Origin of the sequence: Mycolicibacter kumamotonensis (genome assembly GCF_002086285.1) — a bacterium.
In the GTDB taxonomy this organism is placed as follows: domain Bacteria; phylum Actinomycetota; class Actinomycetes; order Mycobacteriales; family Mycobacteriaceae; genus Mycobacterium; species Mycobacterium kumamotonense.
This window is the reverse complement of the sequence record NZ_MVHU01000019.1, coordinates 59,010-78,570: the sequence shown is the minus strand read 5'-3', so window position 1 is coordinate 78,570 and position 19,561 is coordinate 59,010. Positions and strand designations below refer to the sequence as shown.

The 19,561-nt window shown below is 69.2% G+C and carries 21 protein-coding genes; 15 read left to right on the top strand and 6 right to left on the bottom strand.

Going from position 1 to position 19,561, the window contains the following annotated elements; genetic code table 11:
- The first annotated feature begins 8 nt into the window (after window positions 1-8).
- The 6 genes from BST28_RS13840 (at window position 9) to BST28_RS13815 (ending at window position 5,545) form a co-directional block, all read left to right on the top strand.
- Entirely contained in the window at window positions 9-902 is an 894-nt protein-coding gene (locus tag BST28_RS13840) for an Rv0045c family esterase (protein ID WP_083081458.1), read from the top strand.
- 30 nt (window positions 903-932) lie between these two features.
- Complete coding sequence (locus BST28_RS13835; RefSeq protein WP_083081456.1) at window positions 933-1,730, top strand: LLM class F420-dependent oxidoreductase; 798 nt, start codon at window positions 933-935, stop codon at window positions 1,728-1,730.
- A 169-nt stretch (window positions 1,731-1,899) separates the two neighbouring features.
- Window positions 1,900-3,567 (top strand): ABC transporter substrate-binding protein/permease, encoded by a 1,668-nt coding sequence (locus BST28_RS13830; protein WP_234808288.1) that lies wholly within the window; start codon window positions 1,900-1,902, stop codon window positions 3,565-3,567.
- A 29-nt stretch (window positions 3,568-3,596) separates the two neighbouring features.
- Window positions 3,597-4,310, top strand: a complete 714-nt coding sequence (locus tag BST28_RS13825) for an amino acid ABC transporter ATP-binding protein (protein ID WP_162111824.1) — start codon at window positions 3,597-3,599, stop codon at window positions 4,308-4,310.
- Between the two features lie 57 nt (window positions 4,311-4,367).
- A complete protein-coding gene (locus tag BST28_RS13820; RefSeq protein ID WP_019737941.1) occupies window positions 4,368-4,880 on the top strand; it encodes a MarR family winged helix-turn-helix transcriptional regulator in 513 nt (170 codons plus the stop codon).
- A complete protein-coding gene (locus tag BST28_RS13815; RefSeq protein WP_065287017.1) occupies window positions 4,880-5,545 on the top strand; it encodes an SDR family oxidoreductase in 666 nt (221 codons plus the stop codon). The genes BST28_RS13820 and BST28_RS13815 overlap by 1 nt, the downstream gene beginning before the upstream one ends.
- A gap of 8 nt (window positions 5,546-5,553) precedes the next feature.
- Here BST28_RS13815 and BST28_RS13810 read toward each other — a convergent pair whose 3' ends face one another.
- The 3 genes from BST28_RS13810 to BST28_RS13800 form a co-directional block, all read right to left on the bottom strand.
- Window positions 5,554-6,225, bottom strand: a complete 672-nt coding sequence (locus BST28_RS13810) for a sensor domain-containing protein (protein WP_065287016.1) — start codon at window positions 6,223-6,225, stop codon at window positions 5,554-5,556.
- 43 nt (window positions 6,226-6,268) lie between these two features.
- Window positions 6,269-6,940 (bottom strand): sensor domain-containing protein, encoded by a 672-nt coding sequence (locus BST28_RS13805; protein WP_083081452.1) that lies wholly within the window; start codon window positions 6,938-6,940, stop codon window positions 6,269-6,271.
- A 195-nt stretch (window positions 6,941-7,135) separates the two neighbouring features.
- Complete coding sequence (locus BST28_RS13800) at window positions 7,136-7,315, bottom strand: hypothetical protein (RefSeq protein WP_083081450.1); 180 nt, start codon at window positions 7,313-7,315, stop codon at window positions 7,136-7,138.
- Window positions 7,316-7,320: 5 nt separating this feature from the next.
- Between BST28_RS13800 and BST28_RS13795 the strand changes: the two genes are divergently transcribed.
- The 5 genes from BST28_RS13795 to BST28_RS13775 are packed head-to-tail and all read left to right on the top strand — an operon-like array spanning window position 7,321 to window position 10,546.
- Entirely contained in the window at window positions 7,321-7,815 is a 495-nt protein-coding gene (locus BST28_RS13795) for a sensor domain-containing protein (RefSeq protein ID WP_083081448.1), read from the top strand.
- Window positions 7,812-8,618 (top strand): sensor domain-containing protein, encoded by an 807-nt coding sequence (locus BST28_RS13790; RefSeq protein WP_083081446.1) that lies wholly within the window; start codon window positions 7,812-7,814, stop codon window positions 8,616-8,618. Before BST28_RS13795 ends, BST28_RS13790 begins: the two co-directional genes overlap by 4 nt.
- A gap of 26 nt (window positions 8,619-8,644) precedes the next feature.
- A complete protein-coding gene (locus BST28_RS13785) occupies window positions 8,645-9,334 on the top strand; it encodes a sensor domain-containing protein (protein ID WP_165758086.1) in 690 nt (229 codons plus the stop codon).
- Between the two features lie 25 nt (window positions 9,335-9,359).
- On the top strand, window positions 9,360-9,959 hold the full coding sequence (locus BST28_RS13780) for a hypothetical protein (RefSeq protein WP_083081442.1): 600 nt from the start codon (window positions 9,360-9,362) through the stop codon (window positions 9,957-9,959).
- On the top strand, window positions 9,956-10,546 hold the full coding sequence (locus tag BST28_RS13775; protein WP_083081440.1) for a hypothetical protein: 591 nt from the start codon (window positions 9,956-9,958) through the stop codon (window positions 10,544-10,546). Before BST28_RS13780 ends, BST28_RS13775 begins: the two co-directional genes overlap by 4 nt.
- A 251-nt stretch (window positions 10,547-10,797) precedes the next feature.
- Here the strand turns inward: BST28_RS13775 and BST28_RS13770 are convergent, their stop codons facing one another.
- Window positions 10,798-12,291, bottom strand: coding sequence for a hypothetical protein (locus BST28_RS13770; protein ID WP_065287010.1), 1,494 nt, complete (start codon window positions 12,289-12,291; stop codon window positions 10,798-10,800).
- A gap of 5 nt (window positions 12,292-12,296) precedes the next feature.
- A complete protein-coding gene (gene leuS / locus BST28_RS13765; protein ID WP_083081438.1) occupies window positions 12,297-15,182 on the bottom strand; it encodes a leucine--tRNA ligase in 2,886 nt (961 codons plus the stop codon).
- Between the two features lie 185 nt (window positions 15,183-15,367).
- Between leuS and BST28_RS13760 the strand changes: the two genes are divergently transcribed.
- Both BST28_RS13760 and BST28_RS13755 read left to right on the top strand, forming a co-directional pair.
- On the top strand, window positions 15,368-16,258 hold the full coding sequence (locus BST28_RS13760) for an LpqN/LpqT family lipoprotein (protein WP_065287009.1): 891 nt from the start codon (window positions 15,368-15,370) through the stop codon (window positions 16,256-16,258).
- A 24-nt stretch (window positions 16,259-16,282) separates the two neighbouring features.
- Window positions 16,283-16,726 carry a hypothetical protein gene (locus tag BST28_RS13755; protein ID WP_065287008.1) on the top strand — a complete coding sequence of 148 codons (444 nt, stop codon included), beginning with the start codon at window positions 16,283-16,285 and terminating at the stop codon, window positions 16,724-16,726.
- 24 nt (window positions 16,727-16,750) lie between these two features.
- Here the strand turns inward: BST28_RS13755 and BST28_RS13750 are convergent, their stop codons facing one another.
- Window positions 16,751-17,356 (bottom strand): YqgE/AlgH family protein, encoded by a 606-nt coding sequence (locus tag BST28_RS13750; RefSeq protein ID WP_019736625.1) that lies wholly within the window; start codon window positions 17,354-17,356, stop codon window positions 16,751-16,753.
- Between the two features lie 126 nt (window positions 17,357-17,482).
- On the opposite strand from BST28_RS13750, the gene BST28_RS13745 reads away from it, so the two are divergent.
- Window positions 17,483-18,793, top strand: coding sequence for an MFS transporter (locus BST28_RS13745; RefSeq protein ID WP_029249119.1), 1,311 nt, complete (start codon window positions 17,483-17,485; stop codon window positions 18,791-18,793).
- Entirely contained in the window at window positions 18,780-19,553 is a 774-nt protein-coding gene (locus tag BST28_RS13740) for a TIGR03084 family metal-binding protein (RefSeq protein ID WP_083081435.1), read from the top strand. The genes BST28_RS13745 and BST28_RS13740 overlap by 14 nt, the downstream gene beginning before the upstream one ends.
- The last annotated feature ends 8 nt before the right edge of the window (window positions 19,554-19,561 follow it).

Genomic DNA, 19,561 nt, shown 5'->3' with positions numbered 1-19,561 from the left:
CAGTGTCCATGCCGGAGATGACCGACGAGGAGCTGGCCGGGCTGTCGGAGTTCGCCCTGCTGGCCGGCAACGCCGAACAGGCCGGTGTCACCGGTCCGCTGCCGACCGTGCAGCGTATCGACGCCGGACCCATCAGCGCGCTGCGCTGGGGGGCCGCGCCGCCGCGGGTGGTGTTCCTACACGGTGGTGCTCAGAACGCCCACACCTGGGACACCGTCGTTCTCGGCCTCGGGCAGCCCGCCCTGGCCGTGGACCTGCCCGGGCACGGCCACTCGTCCTGGCGCGACGACGGCGACTACTCCCCGCAGTGCAACGCCGCCGCACTGGCGCCGGTGCTGCGGGATCTGGCGCCGGCCGCCGAATTGGTGGTGGGCATGTCGCTGGGCGGCCTGACCGCGATCCGGCTGGCGGCCAGCGTTCCCGAACTGGTCCCCCGGCTGGTGCTCGTCGACGTGACTCCCTCGGCACTGCAACGACATTCACAGATGAGCGCCGCCGATCGCGGGACCGTGGCGTTGGCCCAGGGTGACCGGACGTTCGACGACTTCGCCTCGATGCTGGCCCTGACCACGCTGGCCGCGCCGCACCGGGATCCGGAGTCGCTGCGGCGCGGTGTGCTGCACAACAGTCGACGGCTGCCCGACGGCCGCTGGACCTGGCGCTACGACACCATCCGCAAGGTCGGAGATTTCAGCGAGCTATGGATCGACGTTTCCGCGATCGGCGCACCGACCACGTTGATCCGCGGCGGTGATTCGGCATTCGTCTGCGCCGACGACGTCGCCGAATATGCCCGGCGTTCACCGGGCCTGACCACCCACGTGGTGGCCGGCTCCGGGCATTCGGTGCAAAGCGACCAGCCGCGCGCGCTGGTCGAGTTGCTGGCCACGACGCTGCCCTGATACCCCCGATCGCGGGGTTAGGGTGTCGAAATGAGCCGCCCCATCCGCATCGCTGTGCAACTGCAACCCCAGCACGCCTCGCACTATCGGGCAATTCGTGACGCGGTCCGGCGCTGTGAAGACCTCGGCGTCGACATCGCGTTCAACTGGGACCATTTCTTCCCGCTCTACGGCGACCGCGACGGACCGCACTTCGAATGCTGGACCATGCTGGCCGCTTGGGCCGAGCAGACGTCCCGGATCGAGATCGGCGCACTGGTGTCGTGCAACTCCTACCGCAATCCCGAACTGCTCGCCGACATGGCCCGTACCGTCGATCACATCAGCGGTGGCCGACTGATCCTGGGCATCGGCTCGGGCTGGAAACATCGGGACTATCGCGAATACGGATATGAGTTCGGGACCGCGGGCAGCCGGCTCGATGACCTGGCGGCCGCCCTGCCGCGGATCAAAACCCGTTTGGCCCAACTCAATCCGCCGCCCACCCGAGATCTCCCACTGCTGATCGGAGGTGGCGGCGAGCGCAAGACGCTGCGCCTGGTCGCCGAGCACGCCGACATGTGGCACTGTTTCGCCGACGCCGACACCTACCCGCACAAGGCGGCGGTACTGGCCGAGCACTGCGCCGCGATCGGCCGCGACCCGGCCACCATCGAACACTCCGCCGCTCTCGGCGGCGACCAGACGCAGGGCACCGTGGACGAATTGCTCGCCGAGGCCGACGTGTTGACCGGCCTCGGGGTCCGACTGCTGACCATCGGCGCCAGCGGCCCCGACTACGACCTGACCGCCGCCGGGGCATTGTGCCGATGGCGCGACCAGAAGTAGCCGCCAACGGGCCCGCGCGCGTTAGCGTTGAGTAGTGAGGTCCCGCGCGCACCGGGTGGCGCTTTTGGGCAGGAAACTGTCGGCGTTGATCGCCGCGTGGTTGATCGTGAGCAGCGTGGCAACCGCCCCACCGGCAATCGCGGGACCCGACCAATGCTCGCCGCCGGGCATGGAGCGCGCCGTCGTGCTGCCCGCCAAACTAGCCACCGCCAAACGGCCGCGCGAGGACAAATACACCACGGCCGGCGTCGAACCATTGAGCTCGATCGACGTGACCAAACTGGGCCTGGCCACGCCCGGGGTGCTGACCGTCGGCACGCTGACCGAGAGCCCGCCCACGAACTGCATCGACGCCAAGGGCCGTTACAGCGGGTTCGACAACGAGCTGCTCAGGGCCATCGCCAAGAAGCTGGGGCTGCGGATCCACTTCGTCGGCACCGACTTCTTCGGGCTACTGGCCCAAGTGGAGTCGGGCCGTTTCGACGTCGGCTCGGCATCGATCAATGCCACCGACGAGCGCCGTCGCACGGTCGGCTTCACCAACGGCTATGACTTCGGCTACATGGCGCTGGTAGTCCCGGCCGGCTCGGAGATCACCGGTTTCGACAGCCTGACCGGTGCGCGGCGGATCGCGGTGGTGCAGGGCACCGTGGAGGACGCCTATGTCGTCGACACCCTGGGGCTGGAACCGGTGCGGTTCCCCGACTCGATCACGCTGTACGCCAGCCTGAAAAGCCGTCAGGTCGACGCGTGGGTGGCGCCGTCGCTGACCGCCATCAACCTGCAGCGTCCGGGCGATCCGGCGCAGATCGTCGGCTACACCTTCAGCCCGGCCGGTTTCGAGGCGTACGCGGTGGCCAAGGAGAACCGGGCGCTGATATCGGCCCTGAACTCCGGTCTGGACGCGGTGATCGCCGACGGCACCTGGCCGCAGCTCTACGCCGACTGGGTGCCTCGGCCGCTGCCGCCGGACTGGCAGCCAGGCTCCAAGTCGGCGGCCACCCCGCACCTGCCGGACTTCGTGGCGATCGCCGCACGCCACCACAACGCCGACTCATCGCCGTATGCACCCAAATCGACTCTGGCACAGCTACGTGACTCCTTCTTCGACTGGCAGCTGTACCGCGAAGCGTTGCCGGACCTGCTCAAGACCGGCCTGCCCAACACGTTGCTGCTGACCGTGAGCGGCGGCCTCATCGGCCTGGTGGCCGGGCTGGGGCTGGCCGTCGCCGGGATTTCACGCACCCGGTGGCTGCGCTGGCCGGCCCGGATCTACACCGACATCTTCCGCGGCCTGCCCGAGGTGCTGATCATCCTGCTCATCGGTCTGGCCGTCGGGCCGCTGGTGAGCGGGCTGACCCACAACAACCCGTACCCGCTGGGAATCGCGGCGCTGGGGCTGACCGCCGCGGCCTACATCGGGGAGATCCTGCGTTCGGGCATCCAAAGTGTGGAGTCCGGCCAACTGGAGGCGTCTCGTGCGCTGGGGTTCGGCTATCCCGCCTCGATGCGCCTGGTGGTGATACCCCAGGGCATCCGGCGGGTGCTGCCGGCCCTGGTCAACCAGTTCATCGCATTGCTGAAAGCCTCGGCGCTGCTGTATTTCCTGGGCCTGGTCGCCGGCCAGCGCGAACTGTTCCAGGTCGGGCGCGACTTCAACGCCCAGACCGGCAGCCTGTCCCCGCTGGTGGCCGCCGGCGTCCTGTATCTGGCGCTGACCATCCCGTTGACGCACCTGGTCAACGTCGTCGACCACCGGCTTCGGCGCGGGCGGCCCGCCGAGGCCGACGATTCCGTCGAGCTGAGCCCGGCGATCTCCAGTCAGGAGATGACGTGACGGCGGCTTCCTTCGGTGATCCGGTATCACTGGCGGCCAAGGGAATTGAATTATCCTTCGGCAAAGCCGCCGTGTTGCGCGGTGTCGATCTCGACGTTCCGGCGGGCAGCACCGCGGCGGTGATCGGGCCCTCCGGCTCGGGCAAGTCGACGATGCTGCGCACGTTGAACCGGCTGCACGAGCCCGACGGCGGCGACATCCTGCTGGGCGGCCGCTCGGTGCTCGGCGACGATCCCGACGAGCTGCGCCAGCGGATCGGCATGGTGTTCCAGCATTTCAACCTCTTTCCACACCGCAGTGTGCTGGACAACATCACGCTTGCTCCGCGCAAGCTGCGCGGGATGTCGCACGACGCCGCACGCGAGCTGGCGCTGCGCCTGCTCGATCGCGTCGGGCTGAAGAACAAGGCGGCGGCGCGGCCCTCGGCGCTCTCCGGCGGGCAGCAGCAGCGGGTGGCGATCGCCCGGGCATTGGCGATGCAACCGCAGGTGATGCTCTTCGACGAGGCGACCTCGGCGCTGGACCCGGAGTTGGTCAAAGGGATCCTGGCGTTGATCGCCGAACTCGGCGCCGACGGCATGACTATGGTGGTCGTCACCCACGAGATGGCCTTCGCCCGGTCGGCGTCGGACACCGTGGTGTTCATGGACCGCGGGAAGGTGGTGGAATCGGGTCCGCCCGAGCAGATCTTCGACAATGCCGAGACCGAGCGGCTGCAGAAGTTCCTTTCCCAGGTGTTGTGACAGCAAGCTGCGCGACACTGTCCCCCTTATTAGAACCACAGGTTAGACTGTCGAACTATGGCGGAGAGCAAAGCCGATACGCCGCAGGTGACGGCGATCGCAGAGGGCTTGCATCGTTCGCTGTCCAAACTGTTCTCGATACTGCGGCGCGGTGAAATCAGCGGCGGCGAGAAAACCGGAGAGCTGACCCTGGCTCAGCTGTCGATTCTGATCACGCTGCTGGACCGCGGCCCGATCCGGATGACCGAACTGGCCGCCCACGAAAGGGTGCGCACACCGACCACCACGGTGGCGATCCGCCGCCTGGAGAAGATCGGGTTGGTCAAACGCAGCCGGGACCCGTCGGACTTGCGGGCGGTGCTGGTCGACATCACCGAGGAGGGTCTGGCGAGTCACCGCCAGTCGCTGGCCAACCGGCATGCCGCCCTGGCGGCGATGCTGAGCAAGCTCAGCCGAGAGGACTTGGACACCCTGACCCGGGCTCTGGAGCCCCTGGAGCGGCTGGCCAACTGCGGGGCGGTCGGCGTGCCCGCGCCCGACGGGTCGGACTGCCCGCTGGATTGCGGTTGATGCCCACGGCCCTGATCACCGGCGCCGGTGGCGGGATCGGTTCGGCGATAGCAACGGCGCTGGCTCCCACCCACACGCTGCTGCTGGCCGGCCGGCCGTCGGCGCGGCTGGACGCCGTGGCCGAGCGGCTCGGCGCCACCACCTGGCCGCTGGACCTCGCCGACACCGACGGGATCGAGTCGGCCACCGAGATCATCGACCATCTCGACGTGCTGGTGCACAACGCCGGGGTGATGCTGCCCGGTGCGGCCGGCGAGTCCTATATCGAAGAGTGGCGGGCGACCTTCGAGGTCAACGTGTTCGGCGCGGTGGCGCTGACATTGGCGCTGCTGCCCGCGCTGCGGGCCGCCCGCGGCCACGTGGTGTTCATCAACTCTGGTGCCGGACAGCGGGTTTCCGCGGGGATGGCCTCGTATTCGGCGAGCAAGTTTGCGCTTCGGGCGTTCGCGGACTCACTGCGTGCCGATGAGCCCGCCCTGCGGGTCACCACGGTCTACCCGGGCCGGGTCGACACCGACATGCAGCAGGACCTGGTCGCCTACGAGGGCGGCGAGTACGACCCGGGCCGCTTCCTGCGTCCCGACACCGTCGCCGAGGTGGTGGCCAACGCGATCCGCACCCCGGCCGATGCGCAACTGCAGGAAGTGGTGGTCCGGCCGCGCTGAAGCACGCCTCAGCCGGTGATTCCCGCGCGGACCCGCTCGGCGACCCGCAGCGCCTGATCGGAGATGATCCCGGTGGTGCACGCCAACACCTCGACGGCCGCGTTGGCCTTGCCGGTGATCACGTGTGAGCAGGTCGAATGGTCCGACACCCGGTTGGTGCGCACCGCGAACCCGTCGCCGGCCTCGCCGGGGGTCTGCACGTACCACTTCTCATCGTCCTGGCCGGCCAGCGTCAGGTTGACTTCCTCACCGCTGCAGTTCTGCCAGGACTGCGCGGTCTCGCTGACGAACGATACTGCGGCTTCCTCGGTGGGGAACGCCGCGATCGCCGTGGTGACCCGCACCCGGACCGGCCCGGTGGTGTCGCTGGTCAGCGTCTGCACATCGATCGCCCGGTAAGAGCTGCCGCCGTAAGCAGATTCGGTCGCCGGATAGACCGCACCGACGCAGGCCCGTTCGGTGGAAATGTAGTTCTGCAGCCCGGCGGAGTGGCCGGTGACGGTCAGCGACGGATTCCGCAGGCCCGGCCCGGCGAAGAGCTCGTCGAGTGCGGCCGGGTCGGGCTGCAGGCTGGCCAGGTCGGCGGCGTCGACCGGTGCGGCCAGCGCCGGTGCGGCCAGCACCAGTCCGGTCGCGGCGACGACGGTGGCGAGCATGCCGAGGTGGTGCGAATCGCGCATGGGGAACGGGCCTTTCGTCGACATGGTTCGGGGGCTCAGGTGGCTAGGCGAGGTTCCGAACGATCTGGGAGCGCAGGCTGCGCCCCTTGCCGCCCGGGTTGGTGTCGTCGCAGAGCCGGACGTCGACGACGTAGTTGTTCTTGGCCTGCAGCACCCGCTCGCAACCGGCGCTGCCCTTCATGGGATTCAGGAACAGGGTGGCGTACAGCTCCAGCCCTTCTGTCGTGACGACCCCGGCCTTCAGTTCGGAGGTCATACCGTTGGTGTATTCGGCGGTCAACGGCGTGCCCTTGCAGCTCTTCCAGACACCGGCCTGGTCGTTGAGGTAGCTCTGCGCCGCTTTGGCGTCGGGGAATTCGGCCACGGCCTGAACCACATTGGGGCTGACCTCCCCACCGGGCTGCCGCAGGGTCTGGACGACGATGTCGGTGTAACCCGACCCGTCGTAAGCCGCCGCGGAGCCGGGCGCATACACCGACGCGCAGTTGGCCGGCGTAGTTGTCGGCGTGCTCATCGGGTGGGTGCCGGACTCGGAGGTGATCACCTGCATCGGGGTGTCCATCCGCTCGCTGACGTCATCGGCCGAGACCAGCACCGCGGCTAAATCCGCCGCCCCGGGGGCCGCGTGCGCGGATGAACCGGCCGAGCCGTTCAGGCTGACAGCGATCAACGCCGCGGCCGACACCGCCACCCCAGCGGCTACCTGAATACGCATCGCACCCCATTCCGTTCGCCGTACACGATCCCCGGGCGATGGCCGGGGGCTGTCCGCATGCTAACCCGTTGTTCACGGTGGACGGCAAGCGAATCCGCGGTGTGATGTGGTTCTATTCGCTAAAGGAACGGCCCCAAACCCCCTCGGGAAGGACGTGCAAATGCAACGCGACGACACCGTCCGGCGGAGCATCGGTCACCTGGCGCTCGCGGTCGTGACCTGCGCCGTCGGGACGTGGACGGTTCTGCCCGGACGGGCCTCGGCCACCCCCGGCGCACCCGGGATCGACAGCATCACCGCCGTCGACCTGGCCGCCTTGCAGCTCACCTCGGCCGAGGCCGCGCCCATCGTCAAATGGCCATCCGACCCCCCCACCGGAACTGACCATCTACAAGACCCAGACCCAGCCGGTCGCCGGCTCGGCCGGCACCTCCGATGCGCAGTGCGCCACCGCGGTCTACGCCGGCCTGGACAGCACCTATGACGGCACGGGATTCACCGGCCTCGACTACCAAGAACTCACCGGATTCGGTTCCAAGAACAGCTATTCGGTGGTCTCGGTGGCAACGAGCTACGACGACGAGCACACCGCGGCCAACATGGTCGCCAACACGATCCAGAAGTGGAACGACTGCAACCGCAAGAAGGTGACCGGCGACCTCGGTGGGGCGACCGAGACACGGACCGTCAACAACGTGGTCTCCACACCGGACGACATCTACCTCGTCAACAACATCGCCGAAGGCGGCGCCTGCTCGCATGCCATGACCTCGCAGCGCAATGTGGTCGTGGAGGTTTCGGCCTGCCGAACCAATATCGGGCTGGTCAAGCAGGGCCTGCAACTGGCTAACAAAATGCTGGTCAAGCTGCCATGACGACTCGACTCCTCGCCGCCTGCTGCGTCGGGTTGGCCGCCTGGGCGCTCGCCGGTTGCGGCGGCGACGACCCCGACCGCGACGACGCCGCCGCGGTCACACCCGCCGCCGCAGCAGAGCCGAATATCCGCCAGGATCCGACGGCACCACCAGCGCCCGCCGCCGAACCGAGCGGGGCGCGCGGGGCAACTCCGTCGCCGGCGCCCGGACGTCGTTTGGTGACGCCGGGCAAGCTCGGCGCGTTACTGGTGCCCATTGAGGAGTTGAACGACCTCGTCGGCGCGAAACTAGGCTTTGAGACCGTGTTCACCAGGCCCGGTGCGCCGGCCGGCGGGCTGGGCGACAAATCGGGGTGCGCGGTGTTATTCGGTTCGAACACCGACAGCTACGCCAACGAATACACCGCCTTCCGGCGCCAGAGCGTGCGGGACGGCGAGGACAGCTCCCAGCATTTCGTCGCCCAGGAGGTGGCCACGTTCGCCGATGTCGCCACCGCGCGGGAAAACTTCGGCAAAGCCTTCGACAGCACCGCCCTGGCCGCCTGCGATGGCGCTGTCGTGCACCGTCAGGGCGACGACGATCGCATCACGTGGCGGATCAACACCACCGGTATCGGCGCTGACAACGCCCGGTGGGCGCTGACCCAATACGCCGACGGCAAGCCCAACGACTGGATCTGTGCCCACGAGGCGCGGGCCCGCAGCAACGTTGAATTGGCCGTCACAGTATGCCAATTCGGCAACAGTGCCCCCGCCGCGACTGCCATCGCCGACCAGATCACCGACTGGATTCCGCAACCGTGAGCGCGAGGCGAAGGGATGGGGTTGCAATGAAGGCACCGCGAAGACTGCGCTTCGGGGTCGGTGTCGCGTGCCTGAGCACGCTGATCGCCGGGTTCCTTCCGGTCGCCGCAGCCGACTCGACCGGTGTCAATGTGCCTGCGGGCAAAGTCGAGTCACTGCTGTTGTCCAGCGACGCGATCGGTGACATCGTCGGCGTGACGTTCGAGTGGCAGAAAGCCAACCGGCGGCCGTACAAATCCGGCGACCTGGGCAAGGACTCGGCGTGTGCCCTGTTGACCGGTCCCGACGTCGAAACCTTCGGACGCGACTACACCGGCTATCGGTTCCGGGCCGACCGGGACGACGCCGAGAACTGGGAATTCACCGTTCAGCAGCGGGTGGCGGCCTACGCCGACTACGACGCGGCGACGGCGGCGTTCGGCAAGGCGTTCAACAAGGGCGCCCTGGCCAAGTGCAACGGCACCATCGCCACGATCAAGGGCGAGACCGGCGCGCAGTGGCGGTTCCGGATCCAGGCGATCAGCCCCACCTCCGCACGGTGGGTGGCCGATCAACTCGAAAACGACGAGCCCATCGGCTACGGCTGCTCGAATGTCGCCGGCGTGACGCGCAACGTGCTCTTCAGCGCGAAGGTGTGTCAGTACGGAAACGGCGGGCCCGCCGCGGCCACCATCGCCGAGCGCATCACCAGTCAGGTGGCGGGCGTGCGCGCCTGATCCGCAGGATCGACTCCGGGAAACCATGGCACCGCACCGCATCGCAGCACTTGGTCGATGGCTGCGCGGCGAGCTCAAACGGCTGAAGCTGCGTCACCTGCGTTCGGTTGCTGCCGGATTGATTCTGGCTGTTGCCGGCCTGTTCGGCGGGTTGGACACCGTCGAATCCGGGCGCACGGTATTCGCGGCCGACGAACCGCACAGCGACGGTCAATACACACTGACCGTGGCGCGCGCCACGGTGGTCGACGAACTGCGAGCCGGGCGGCGGACCATCGCACCGGCGCAGCCCGGCCTCCGCTATCTCGGGGTGGTGAGCACCGTCCGCAACGACGGGACGATCCCGGGCCGGCTGTACGGGGAACTGCGCCTGGTCGGCCAGCCACAAAGCGCCCCCGTCGGGGTGTTCCGGCTGGCCGACGGCTCGCCGATCACCCAACTGGGTCCCGGCCTCGAGGAAACCCTGGTGTTCGTCTGGCGAATTCCGGACAGCGCGATTCGTCCGGAGGTGACACTGCGGGTGGCGCGGAAGCGCTTCACCGAACTGCTGGTCACCTACGGCAAGAACTGGGTGGACAGTCCGACCGACTATGCCGAGATCACCCTGCCGGTGACGATCACATGAGCGCCCCCGCCCCGCGTGCGCAGCGAGGATTGACCGCGCTGTGGGCGGCGCCGATCCTCGTGGCCGCCGCGCTGCTCTGGCAACACCTGCCGGACAGCACCGACGTCTATGCACCGTTCGACGTCCCCGGCCGGTTCGGCGCCGCCGCGAGCGGCCGGTCGCTGACCGTCACCGTCGACGACGTGCGGTTGGCGCCGACGGTCCAGGGTTCTGCCCGCTGGTCGATGCCGCCGCCGGTGGCTGCGGTCGGCCGGTGGGTGGTGGTGCGCGCGAGGGTGTCGGCGACACGGCAGACGGTTCGGCCCAGCGTTCAGCTTCGGGTCGGCCCCAACACCTACCAGCCGTCGGACCGGTTCCCCGCCTACACGTTGGGCGATCGGGTCGATCCGGGAATCACCCAGCACGGCAGTTGGGTGTTCGACGTGCCGCCCGGCCTGTTCGAGCCGCCCGGAGCCGAGCCGTTCGAACTTCTGGTCTGGCCAGGCCTCGACGAGCGCCTCGATGACCGCCTGGTGATCAACCTGCGCGGCCATCTCGAGTCCGAATCCGCCACGGTCACCGTGTTCGCCCCCGAGGTGAGCGGATGACCGCCCGCACCCGCACGCTGTGGCAGCGCAACCTGATCGGTCTCGCCGTGGCCGGTGTCGCGGCCGCGGTTCTCGGTGTCACCGACCTGTACCCGCACTGGTCGGCCTACCAGGCCACCCTCAGCCCGGCCCGGGTCATCGCCAAAGGCGCTACGGGGACCGCGGACGGCCAGACCTGGCGGGTCGGCTCGATCCGTCACCTCAACACGGTGCCGCACGCCCCGACGGTGCGTCTGCCGGCGCGCACGGCGCTAACCGTCGTCACCGTCGAGCGAACCGGCACGCCACCGGCCTGGGAATGCCGGGCCGTCATCACCGATGGGCGGCGCAGCTGGCAGACCGCTGCCATCGGCAACGCCGCGCCACTGGTCGGTGGCACCACCGACCGATGCAGCAGGCCCGGATCGCTGCAGCTGAGCTTCTTGTTGCCCTCCGATGCCGTGCCCACCGCCGTGGACCTGGTCGATTCGAACGGCGCCATCATCCTGCGAATCATGTTGTGAGCCGCGGACTTCACCCGCGGCGGCGTTGGCGCGGTGCACGCAGTAGGCGAACATCGCGGTGATGAGGGCGATGCGCAGCGGTTGCACGATCAGCTGCGAGATCAGACCCATGGTGCCGCCGAACGCCGACCAGAACTCCGGGCCATGCGGGCCCAGTATCTTCGCCATGCCCCGGAACAGGTAGCCCTCGGTCAACTGGGTCCGGTAGAAGCTGCCCCGCATGTCCAGCCACGCCAGTACGAGGTAGGCCAGCACGTATCCCGACAGTGCGACCGGGCCGCCGTGCAGGATCAGCCGGGCCGCGTCGACGATCGGGCCGAACCGCCCGGTCTTCGATCGCGCGTACTCCGAGGCGCGCGACCGCAGCGGCTCGGGAGCCTTCCGCCAGCGCTGGGCGAACCCGGCCGCCGCTTCGCCGGGCGCCGGGCGCCGCAGCATGGCGGGCCAGTCGATCTGCGTCGACACCCCGTAGACGATCCCGGCGGCGGCCAGCCACATCAGCGGGACCGCGGCCCCGCCGAAAGCCGTCCGCACCAGCCACATGAGGCTCTGCCACGCCGACTCCAGCGCTTGAAAGTGCGAGAACGCATCACCGCGTAGGTTGTTGAACCACACCACGAGCCGACGCTGGCTGAGCCATTCTCCCGGCTTGATCAAGAAGGTGATGCCCGCCGCCAGCGAGAAGGTCAGCACCAAAAACACCCACAGCGCGTCGATGTAGACCCGCGCCGCGGTGAGCACGGCAGGTAGCCGACCGCTGAAGTGCGCCAACACGAATCGGGCTGCCAGCGCAGCCCCGACGATCACCCAGGTGACCCGCGAGACCGGCAGCATCTCGGTGTTGACCCCGCTCAACGCGTCAGCCACCCGGTAGTTCAGCGCCAGGCGTTGGTAGGCCAGCCAGTCCTCCTTGAACATCTGCCATCCGAGATAGATCGCGAAGAACGGCACTATCACGTTGGTGAACAGATCCACGCTGCGCAGCGGCCGGCGCGGGAGCGCCGCCAACGCCGGGATTCCGGTGCGCAGCACCAGGAACATCGCCACATACGAGCCCAGCTGGGCCAGCCCGGCGCAGGGCATGATCAGCGCCGCCCAAAGCGGATTGCGGTGCCCGGTCCACGCGGCCGCGGCGATCACCGCCCGGCGGACGACCAGGCCAGCGAGATAACACGCTGCCAGCTGCGGCCAGTACCGCCACCACAGGAGGAATGGCGTCAAGAGGGTCCGCAGCGCCGGCATCGGTCTCACACCACCAGGTTGACCAGCCGACCGGGCACCACGATCACCTTCTTCGGGGTGGCCCCGGACAAAAACGCCTGGACCTTCTCATCGGCCAACGCCGCCGCCTTGATCTCCTCCTCGGCCGCGTCGGTGGCCACCGTGACCAGTCCCCGTTTCTTGCCGTTGACCTGTACCGGGTACTCGACGGTGTCGGTGACCAGATACGCCGGGTCGGCCACCGGGAACGGTCCGTGCGCCAGCGAGGAGTCGTGGCCGAGCCGGCGCCACAGCTCCTCGGCCAGGTGCGGGGCCAGCGGCGCAAGCATCAGCGCCAGCGGTTCGACCGCCGAGCGCGGAACCCCGTCCCGGTGCTGCTTGGTCAGGTGGTTGGTGTACTCGATCAGCTTGGCGGCGGCGGTGTTGTTGCGCAGTGCCGCATAGTCTTCCGACACCCCGACGATGGTCCGATGCAGCAGACGCAACGTCTCGGTGTCCGGCTCGGTGTCCAGCACCCGAGTGGCGCCGGTCTCCTCGTCGACGACCAGCCGCCAGACCCGCTGCAGGAAGCGGTGTGCGCCCACCACATCCTTGGTGGCCCATGGCCGCGACATCTCCAGCGGGCCCATCGACATCTCGTAGACGCGCAGGGTGTCGGCGCCGTAGGTGTCGCAGATCTCGTCGGGGGACACCGAGTTCTTCAGGCTCTTACCCATTTTCCCGTACTCGGCGAACACTTCCGTGTCACCGTCGGCGCCCGGGAGGTAGAACCTGCCGTCGCGCTCCACGACCTCGGCGGCCGGCACATACGACCCTCGGGAGTCGGTGTAGGCGGCAGCCTGGATGTAGCCCTGGTTGACCAAGCGGCGGTAGGGCTCGCGCGAGCTGACGTGTCCGAGGTCGTAGAGCACCTTGTGCCAGAAGCGGCAGTACAGCAGGTGGAGCACCGCATGCTCGGCGCCGCCCACATAGAGGTCCACCCCGCCCGGATCGTCGGGTCCGTGCTCGTCGGGCCGCGGCCCCATCCAGTAGGCCTCGTTCTCCGGCGCACAGAATCGCTCGGTGTTGTGCGGGTCGGTGTAGCGCAACTCGTACCAGGAGCTTCCGGCCCACTGCGGCATCACATTGGTGTCACGGGTGTAGGACTGCAGTCCGTCGCCGAGGTCTAGCTCGACATGCACCCAGTCGGTCGCCTTGGCCAGTGGGGGTGAGGGTTCGCTGGACGCGTCGTCCGGGTCGAACAACACCGGCGAGTAGTCGGCGACGTCGGGCAGCTCGACCGGCAGCGCCGCGGAGTCCAGCGGGTGCGCGCGGCCGTCGGCGTCGAAGACGATCGGGAAGGGCTCACCCCAGTACCGCTGCCGGGCGAAAAGCCAGTCCCGCAACTTGTACTCGATGCGCGCCCAGCCGCGGCCATCGGCCTCCAGTCGCTGTGTCATCGCCTTCTTGGCGTCGGCGACGCTCATGCCATTCAACGGGCCGGAATTGACCAGCGTGCCCTCACCGGCATATGCCGCTTCCGAGATATCGCCGCCGGCAATGACTTCCAGCACCGGCAGGCCGAACTCGGCGGCGAACTCCCAGTCCCGCTGATCGTGCCCGGGAACCGCCATGATGGCGCCGGTACCGTAGCCGGCCAGCACGTAGTCGGCGACGAAGATCGGCACCTGCTGGCCGTTGGCCGGGTTGGTTGCGTAGTTACCCAGGAACACACCGGTTTTGGTCTTGTTCTCCTGGCGTTCCAGATCGGATTTCGCCGCGATCGCCTTCCGGTAGGCGGCCACCGCCTCCGCGGGCGTGGCGGCGCCGAACGTCCAGCGCTGATCGACCCCGTCCGGCCAGTCCGCCGCGGTGAGACGGTCGACCAGCTCATGCTCCGGGGCGAGCACCAGGTAGGTGGCGCCGAACAGGGTGTCGGGGCGGGTGGTGAACACCTCGATGTCCACCGTGGCGCCGTCGGTGGTGTCGGCGCCGAACAGCGCCGCCGCGCCGGTGGAGCGGCCGATCCAGTTGCGCTGCATGGTCTTGACCTTCTCGGGCCAGTCCAGCACGTCAAGGTCGTCGAGCAGCCGGTCGGAGTAGGCGGTGATCCGCATCATCCACTGCCGCAGCCGCTTTCGGAACACCGGGAAATTCCCGCGGTCGCTTCGCCCGTCGGCGGTGACCTCTTCGTTGGCCAGTACCGTGCCCAGGCCCGGGCACCAGTTGACCATCGAATCGGTGCGGTAGACCAGCCGGTAGCCGTCGATGACGTCGGCCCGCTCCCCCGCGGACAGCCGGGCCCAGTCCCGCCCGTCGTCGAGGGTGCGGGTGCCGGCGTCGAATTCGGCGATCAACTCCGCGATCGGCCGGGCCTTGTTCGCGCTCGGGTCGAACCAGGCGTTGTAGATCTGCAGGAAGATCCACTGCGTCCACTTGTAGAAGTCGACATCGGTGGTCGAAAAGCTGCGCCGGCTGTCGTGGCCGAGCCCGAGACGCCGCAGCTGGCGGCGGAAGTTCTCGATGTTGGCCTCGGTGCGGATGCGCGGGTGCGTGCCGGTCTGTATCGCGTACTGCTCGGCGGGCAGGCCGAACGCGTCGAAGCCCAGCGCGTGCAACACGTTGTGGCCGGTCATCCGGAAGTAGCGGGCGTAGACATCGGTGGCGATGTAGCCGAGCGGATGGCCGACATGCAGGCCGTCACCGGACGGGTAGGGGAACATGTCCTGGACGAACATCTTGGAGCCGGGCACTGGCGAGCCGTCCGCCGGTGCCAGCGAGCCGACCGGGTTGGCGACGTTGAAGGTCCCTGCCTGCTCCCAGTGCTGTTGCCAGCTGCCTTCGATAAGCCCGGCCAGTTCCGCCGTGTAGCGGTGGCGGGGCGCTTGGTCGCCGGGGTCGCCGGATCCCTGGGTGGTCGGGGCTTCGTTCACCTCAACAGGGTAAAGGGCGGCGTCGACCGGGCCGCTCGCCACAGCTTGGTATCGGTTGCGTTGCAGGCCGATGAGGGCTTCGTTCCAGCTCGGTTGCGGCTCTGGCCGGGGGCACCCGGCCTGGTTACCGTCGATTCACGGCCGGGGCACCGTTGCCCGGCCCGTCCCGGAAGGACCTTGAGGAGATGACGAACACCGTTGGCCGCTGGCGGCTCCTGGTCGGCTCCGCGGCAGTCACCGTGGCGGGCTTCGGCGGCCCGACGGGAATTCCGGCCGCCTCGGGCGACCCGCTGATGCCGACACCGCCCAACCCGTACGGCCCGGCGGCCCAACCCGCGGCCCAGCCGGCCGCCGTGCCGGTGACCCCGCCCTATCCCGCGGTGCCACGACCGGCGGCGCCGGCGCCCACCCTGCCCGGGCCCGCCGTCCTACCGGGATCTGCGGTGCCCGCAGCGGCGCCCAATGCCCTGGTCCCGGCCACCTCAGGCACGCTGCGCGACTACTTCGCCGCCAAGAACGTGCAACTGGAGCCGCAGCAGGCCGCGGGCTTCACCGCGCTCAACATCACCCTGCCGATGCCCGCGGGCTGGACCCACGTTCCCGACCCCAACGTCCCCGACGCGTTCGCGGTCATCGCCGACCGGCGCGGTGGGTCGCTCTACACCCCCAACGCGCAGGTGGTCGTCTACCGGCTGGTCGGGCAGTTCGACCCCCGGGAAGCCATCACCCACGGATTCGTCGACAGCCAGCAGTTGATGGCCTGGCAGACCACCAACGCCTCACTGGCCGAGTTCAACGGCTTCCCGTCCTCGGTGATCGAGGGCACCTACCGCGACGCCGACATGACGCTGAACACCTCCCGGCGCCACGTGATCGTGCCGACGGACGACGCCGCCTACCTGGTGTCGCTGACCGTGACCACCGGCGCCGGGCGCGCGGTGGGCAACGCCCCGGCCATCGACGCGATCGTGAACGGATTCCGGGTGGACCGGCCCGGCGTCTCACATCTGCCGAACACGCCGCACGGCACCGCGGCTCCGGTCCCGGCGCAGCCCCGGGCGGGCACCGCGGGCTGACCGGCCCCTCGTATCCTGGGGCACATGCTGATCATGGGTGTGCTGTGCCTGGTTGCGGCCGTCGTGTCGCTGGTGTTCGGAGTGCGGACCCTGGCGCGTCCGATCACCGGTGACCCCGAGCAACTGGTGCTGCGGGCGGTCGCACCCGCTCAGATCGCCGTCGGGGTGATCCTGGCGGTGGGCGGTGCACTCGTGCTGGCCGGTCCGCCCACGGTGGCGCTACTGGCGCTGATCATCTCGATCACCGGGGCGCTGGCCATCCTGGCCGCCGGCGCCTGGCAGGGGGCACGCTACGCGACGCGCCAGGCCGCGGCGGCCGAATCCGGTGGCTGCGGGTCCGGCTGCGGCTGCGGCGACAGCGCCCCCGCCCAGGACGCCGGCTGCGGTCCAGGCTGCGGGTGCGCGGGCAGCGCACCGCCGGAGCCGGAGCCGGCGTCGGGTTGCGGCAGCGGCTGCGGTTGCTCGTAAGGCCCTAGGGGTCGGTGCCGCGGCTCAGTTGCGGCTGATGTCGATCGGGTGGGTGGCCAGCAGCGCCGTGGGCCAGGGCTGGCGCCGCAACGCCCGGCCCCACAGATCCACCCGCGGCGGCACCAGCACATCGGAGGGCAGCGCCGACAACACGATCCAGTCGTCGCGCTCGATCTCCCCCTCGAGCTGGCCGATGGTCCAGCCGGCGTAGCCGGCGAAGATCCGCACCCCCTCCACATGGGGGCCGATCGTCTCCGGGTCGGCGTCGAGGTCGACCATCACCAATCGACCGTCGATGTGGCGCAGGCCCGGCACGCCGTTGGGTTCCACCCCGATCCGCAACAAGCCGACGCAGAGAGCCGCGTCGCGTTTCACCGGACCGCCGATGAACATCGTCTTGGGCTTGGCCGCCAGCTCGGACCACTGCGGTAACACGTTGTAGACCGCGGTCTCGCTCGGTCGGTTGAGCACCACGCCCAGCGTGCCGCCGTCGTTGTGCTCGACCACGTAGATCACGGTGCGGCGAAAGGTGGGTTCGAGCAGGTCGGTGTTGGCCAGGAGCAGCGTGCCTGCCCTGACCCGATGCGCGGCGGGCGCGACGTAGTCCTCGGGGTCTTCGGGTTGCGCCACTCTCCCATAATGTCACCCGAGCCCGGTATTCGTGCTGAGCTGAGCCGAACGCCAAGCGACCTCGAAGATTTGTACTCTGGTTTGGGGCCGGTGCCGCGTCGCCGCCCGAGTCCGGAAGTAGGTCTTTTGGTGGACACCCGCGCACCCGCGTCGCTGTGGCGGTCGGCGCGCAGCCTGCCGGAATTCCGGCGGCTGCTGGAATTGCGGGCCGCAAGCCAATTCGGTGACGGCCTGTTTCAGGCCGGCCTGGCCGGCGCGCTGCTGTTCAACCCGGACCGGGCCGCCTCGCCGTGGGCGATCGCCGGGGCCTTCGCTGTGCTGTTCCTGCCGTACTCCGTTTTGGGGCCGTTCGCCGGTGCCCTGCTGGACCGTTGGGACCGGCGCCTGGTGCTGGTGGTCGCCAATCTCGCCCGGCTGCTGCTGGTGCTCGGGATCGCCGCGCTGTTGGCGACCGGAACCGGTGACCTGCCGGTGCTGTGCGCGGCCCTGATCGCCAACGGGTTCACCCGGTTCATCGCCTCCGGGCTGTCGGCGGCACTGCCGCATGTGGTGCCGCGCGAGCAGGTCGTCACGATGAACGCGCTCGCGATCGCGACCGGCGCGGTGGCGGCCTTCGTGGGCGCCAACTTCATGCTGGTGCCGCGGTGGCTGGTGGGGGCCGACGATCGCGGCGCAGCGTCGATCATCGCCGTGGTGGCGATCCCGGTCACGATCGCACTGGTGCTCTCGCTGCGCTTCCCCGCCCATGTGCTCGGCCCCGACGACACCAAACGCGCCATCCACGGATCGGTGCTGTACGCGGTGACGACGGGCTGGCTGCACGGCGTCCGCACGGTGCGGGCCCGGCCCACTGTCGCGGCGACCCTGTCCGGGCTGGCCGCGCACCGGATGGCGTTCGGGGTCAACACCCTGCTGGTGCTGGTGATGGTGCGCCACGTCGGCGACCATGCCGTGGCCGGCCTGGGGACCACGGCGTTGTTCGTCGCGTCGGCCGGCGCCGGATCATTCCTGGCGACCGTGCTGACCCCACCGGCGGTGCGCCGCTGGGGCCGCTACGCCACCGCGAACGGGGCGCTGGCGGCCGCGGCGGTCATCCAGCTCACCGGCATCGGCTTGTATCTGCCGGTGCTGGTGCTGTGCGGATTTCTGCTCGGAGTGGCCGGGCAGGTGGTCAAACTGTGCGCCGACACCGCCATGCAGATCGACGTCGACGACGCCCTGCGCGGGCACGTGTTCGCGGTGCAGGACTCGTTGTTCTGGGCGTCGTTCATCGTGGCGGTGGCCGCGACCGCGGCGGTGGTGCCCCCCGACGGGCGGGCGCCGTGGCTGATCGTGGTCGGGACGCTGCTGTATCTGGCCGGCCTGGCCGGGCACAGCCTGATCGGGCGGCAGCGGGATCCGGTGGGCGGCATACAGTACGGGCATGGCAGAAACTGAACCGATCATCGCGGATCTGAGTGCCGAAAGCGACGACCTGGACGCGCTGGTGGCCCCGCTCACCGACAGTCAGTGGGGTGCGCCCACGCCGGCGGTGGGCTGGACCATCGCCCATCAGATCGCTCACCTGCTGTGGACCGACCGCCTCGCGTTGACCGCCATCACCGACGAGGCCGGCTTCGCCGATGAGCTCGCGGCGGCGCTGGGTGATCCGACCGGGTTCGTCGACGCCGGCGCCGCCGAACTGGCGAAGCTGCCGCCGGCCAAGCTGCTGGCGGACTGGCGCTCGACCCGGGCGCGGCTGCATGAGGCCCTGCGGGGCGTTCCGGCCGGGCGCAAGTTGCCGTGGTTCGGTCCGCCGATGAGCGCGGCGTCGATGGCCACCGCCCGGCTGATGGAGACCTGGGCGCACGGCTTGGATGTCGCCGACGCGCTCGGGATCCGGCGGACCGCCACCGCGCGGTTGCGGTCGATCGCGCACCTGGGGGTGCGAACCCGCGATTACGCCTTCACCGTCCACAACCTGACACCGCCGGCCGAGCCGTTTCACGTGGAACTGCACGCCCCCGGCGGCGGGGTCTGGGCGTGGGGACCGGTCAATGCCGAGCAGCGGGTAACCGGGTCGGCTGAGCATTTCTGTTTCCTGGTCACGCAGCGTCGTGCGCTGGCTGATCTGGACGTCGCGGCGCACGGCGACGACGCGCAGCGCTGGCTGGAGATCGCCCAAGCCTTCGCGGGGCCGCCCGGCGCCGGGCGCTGAGCGCGCCA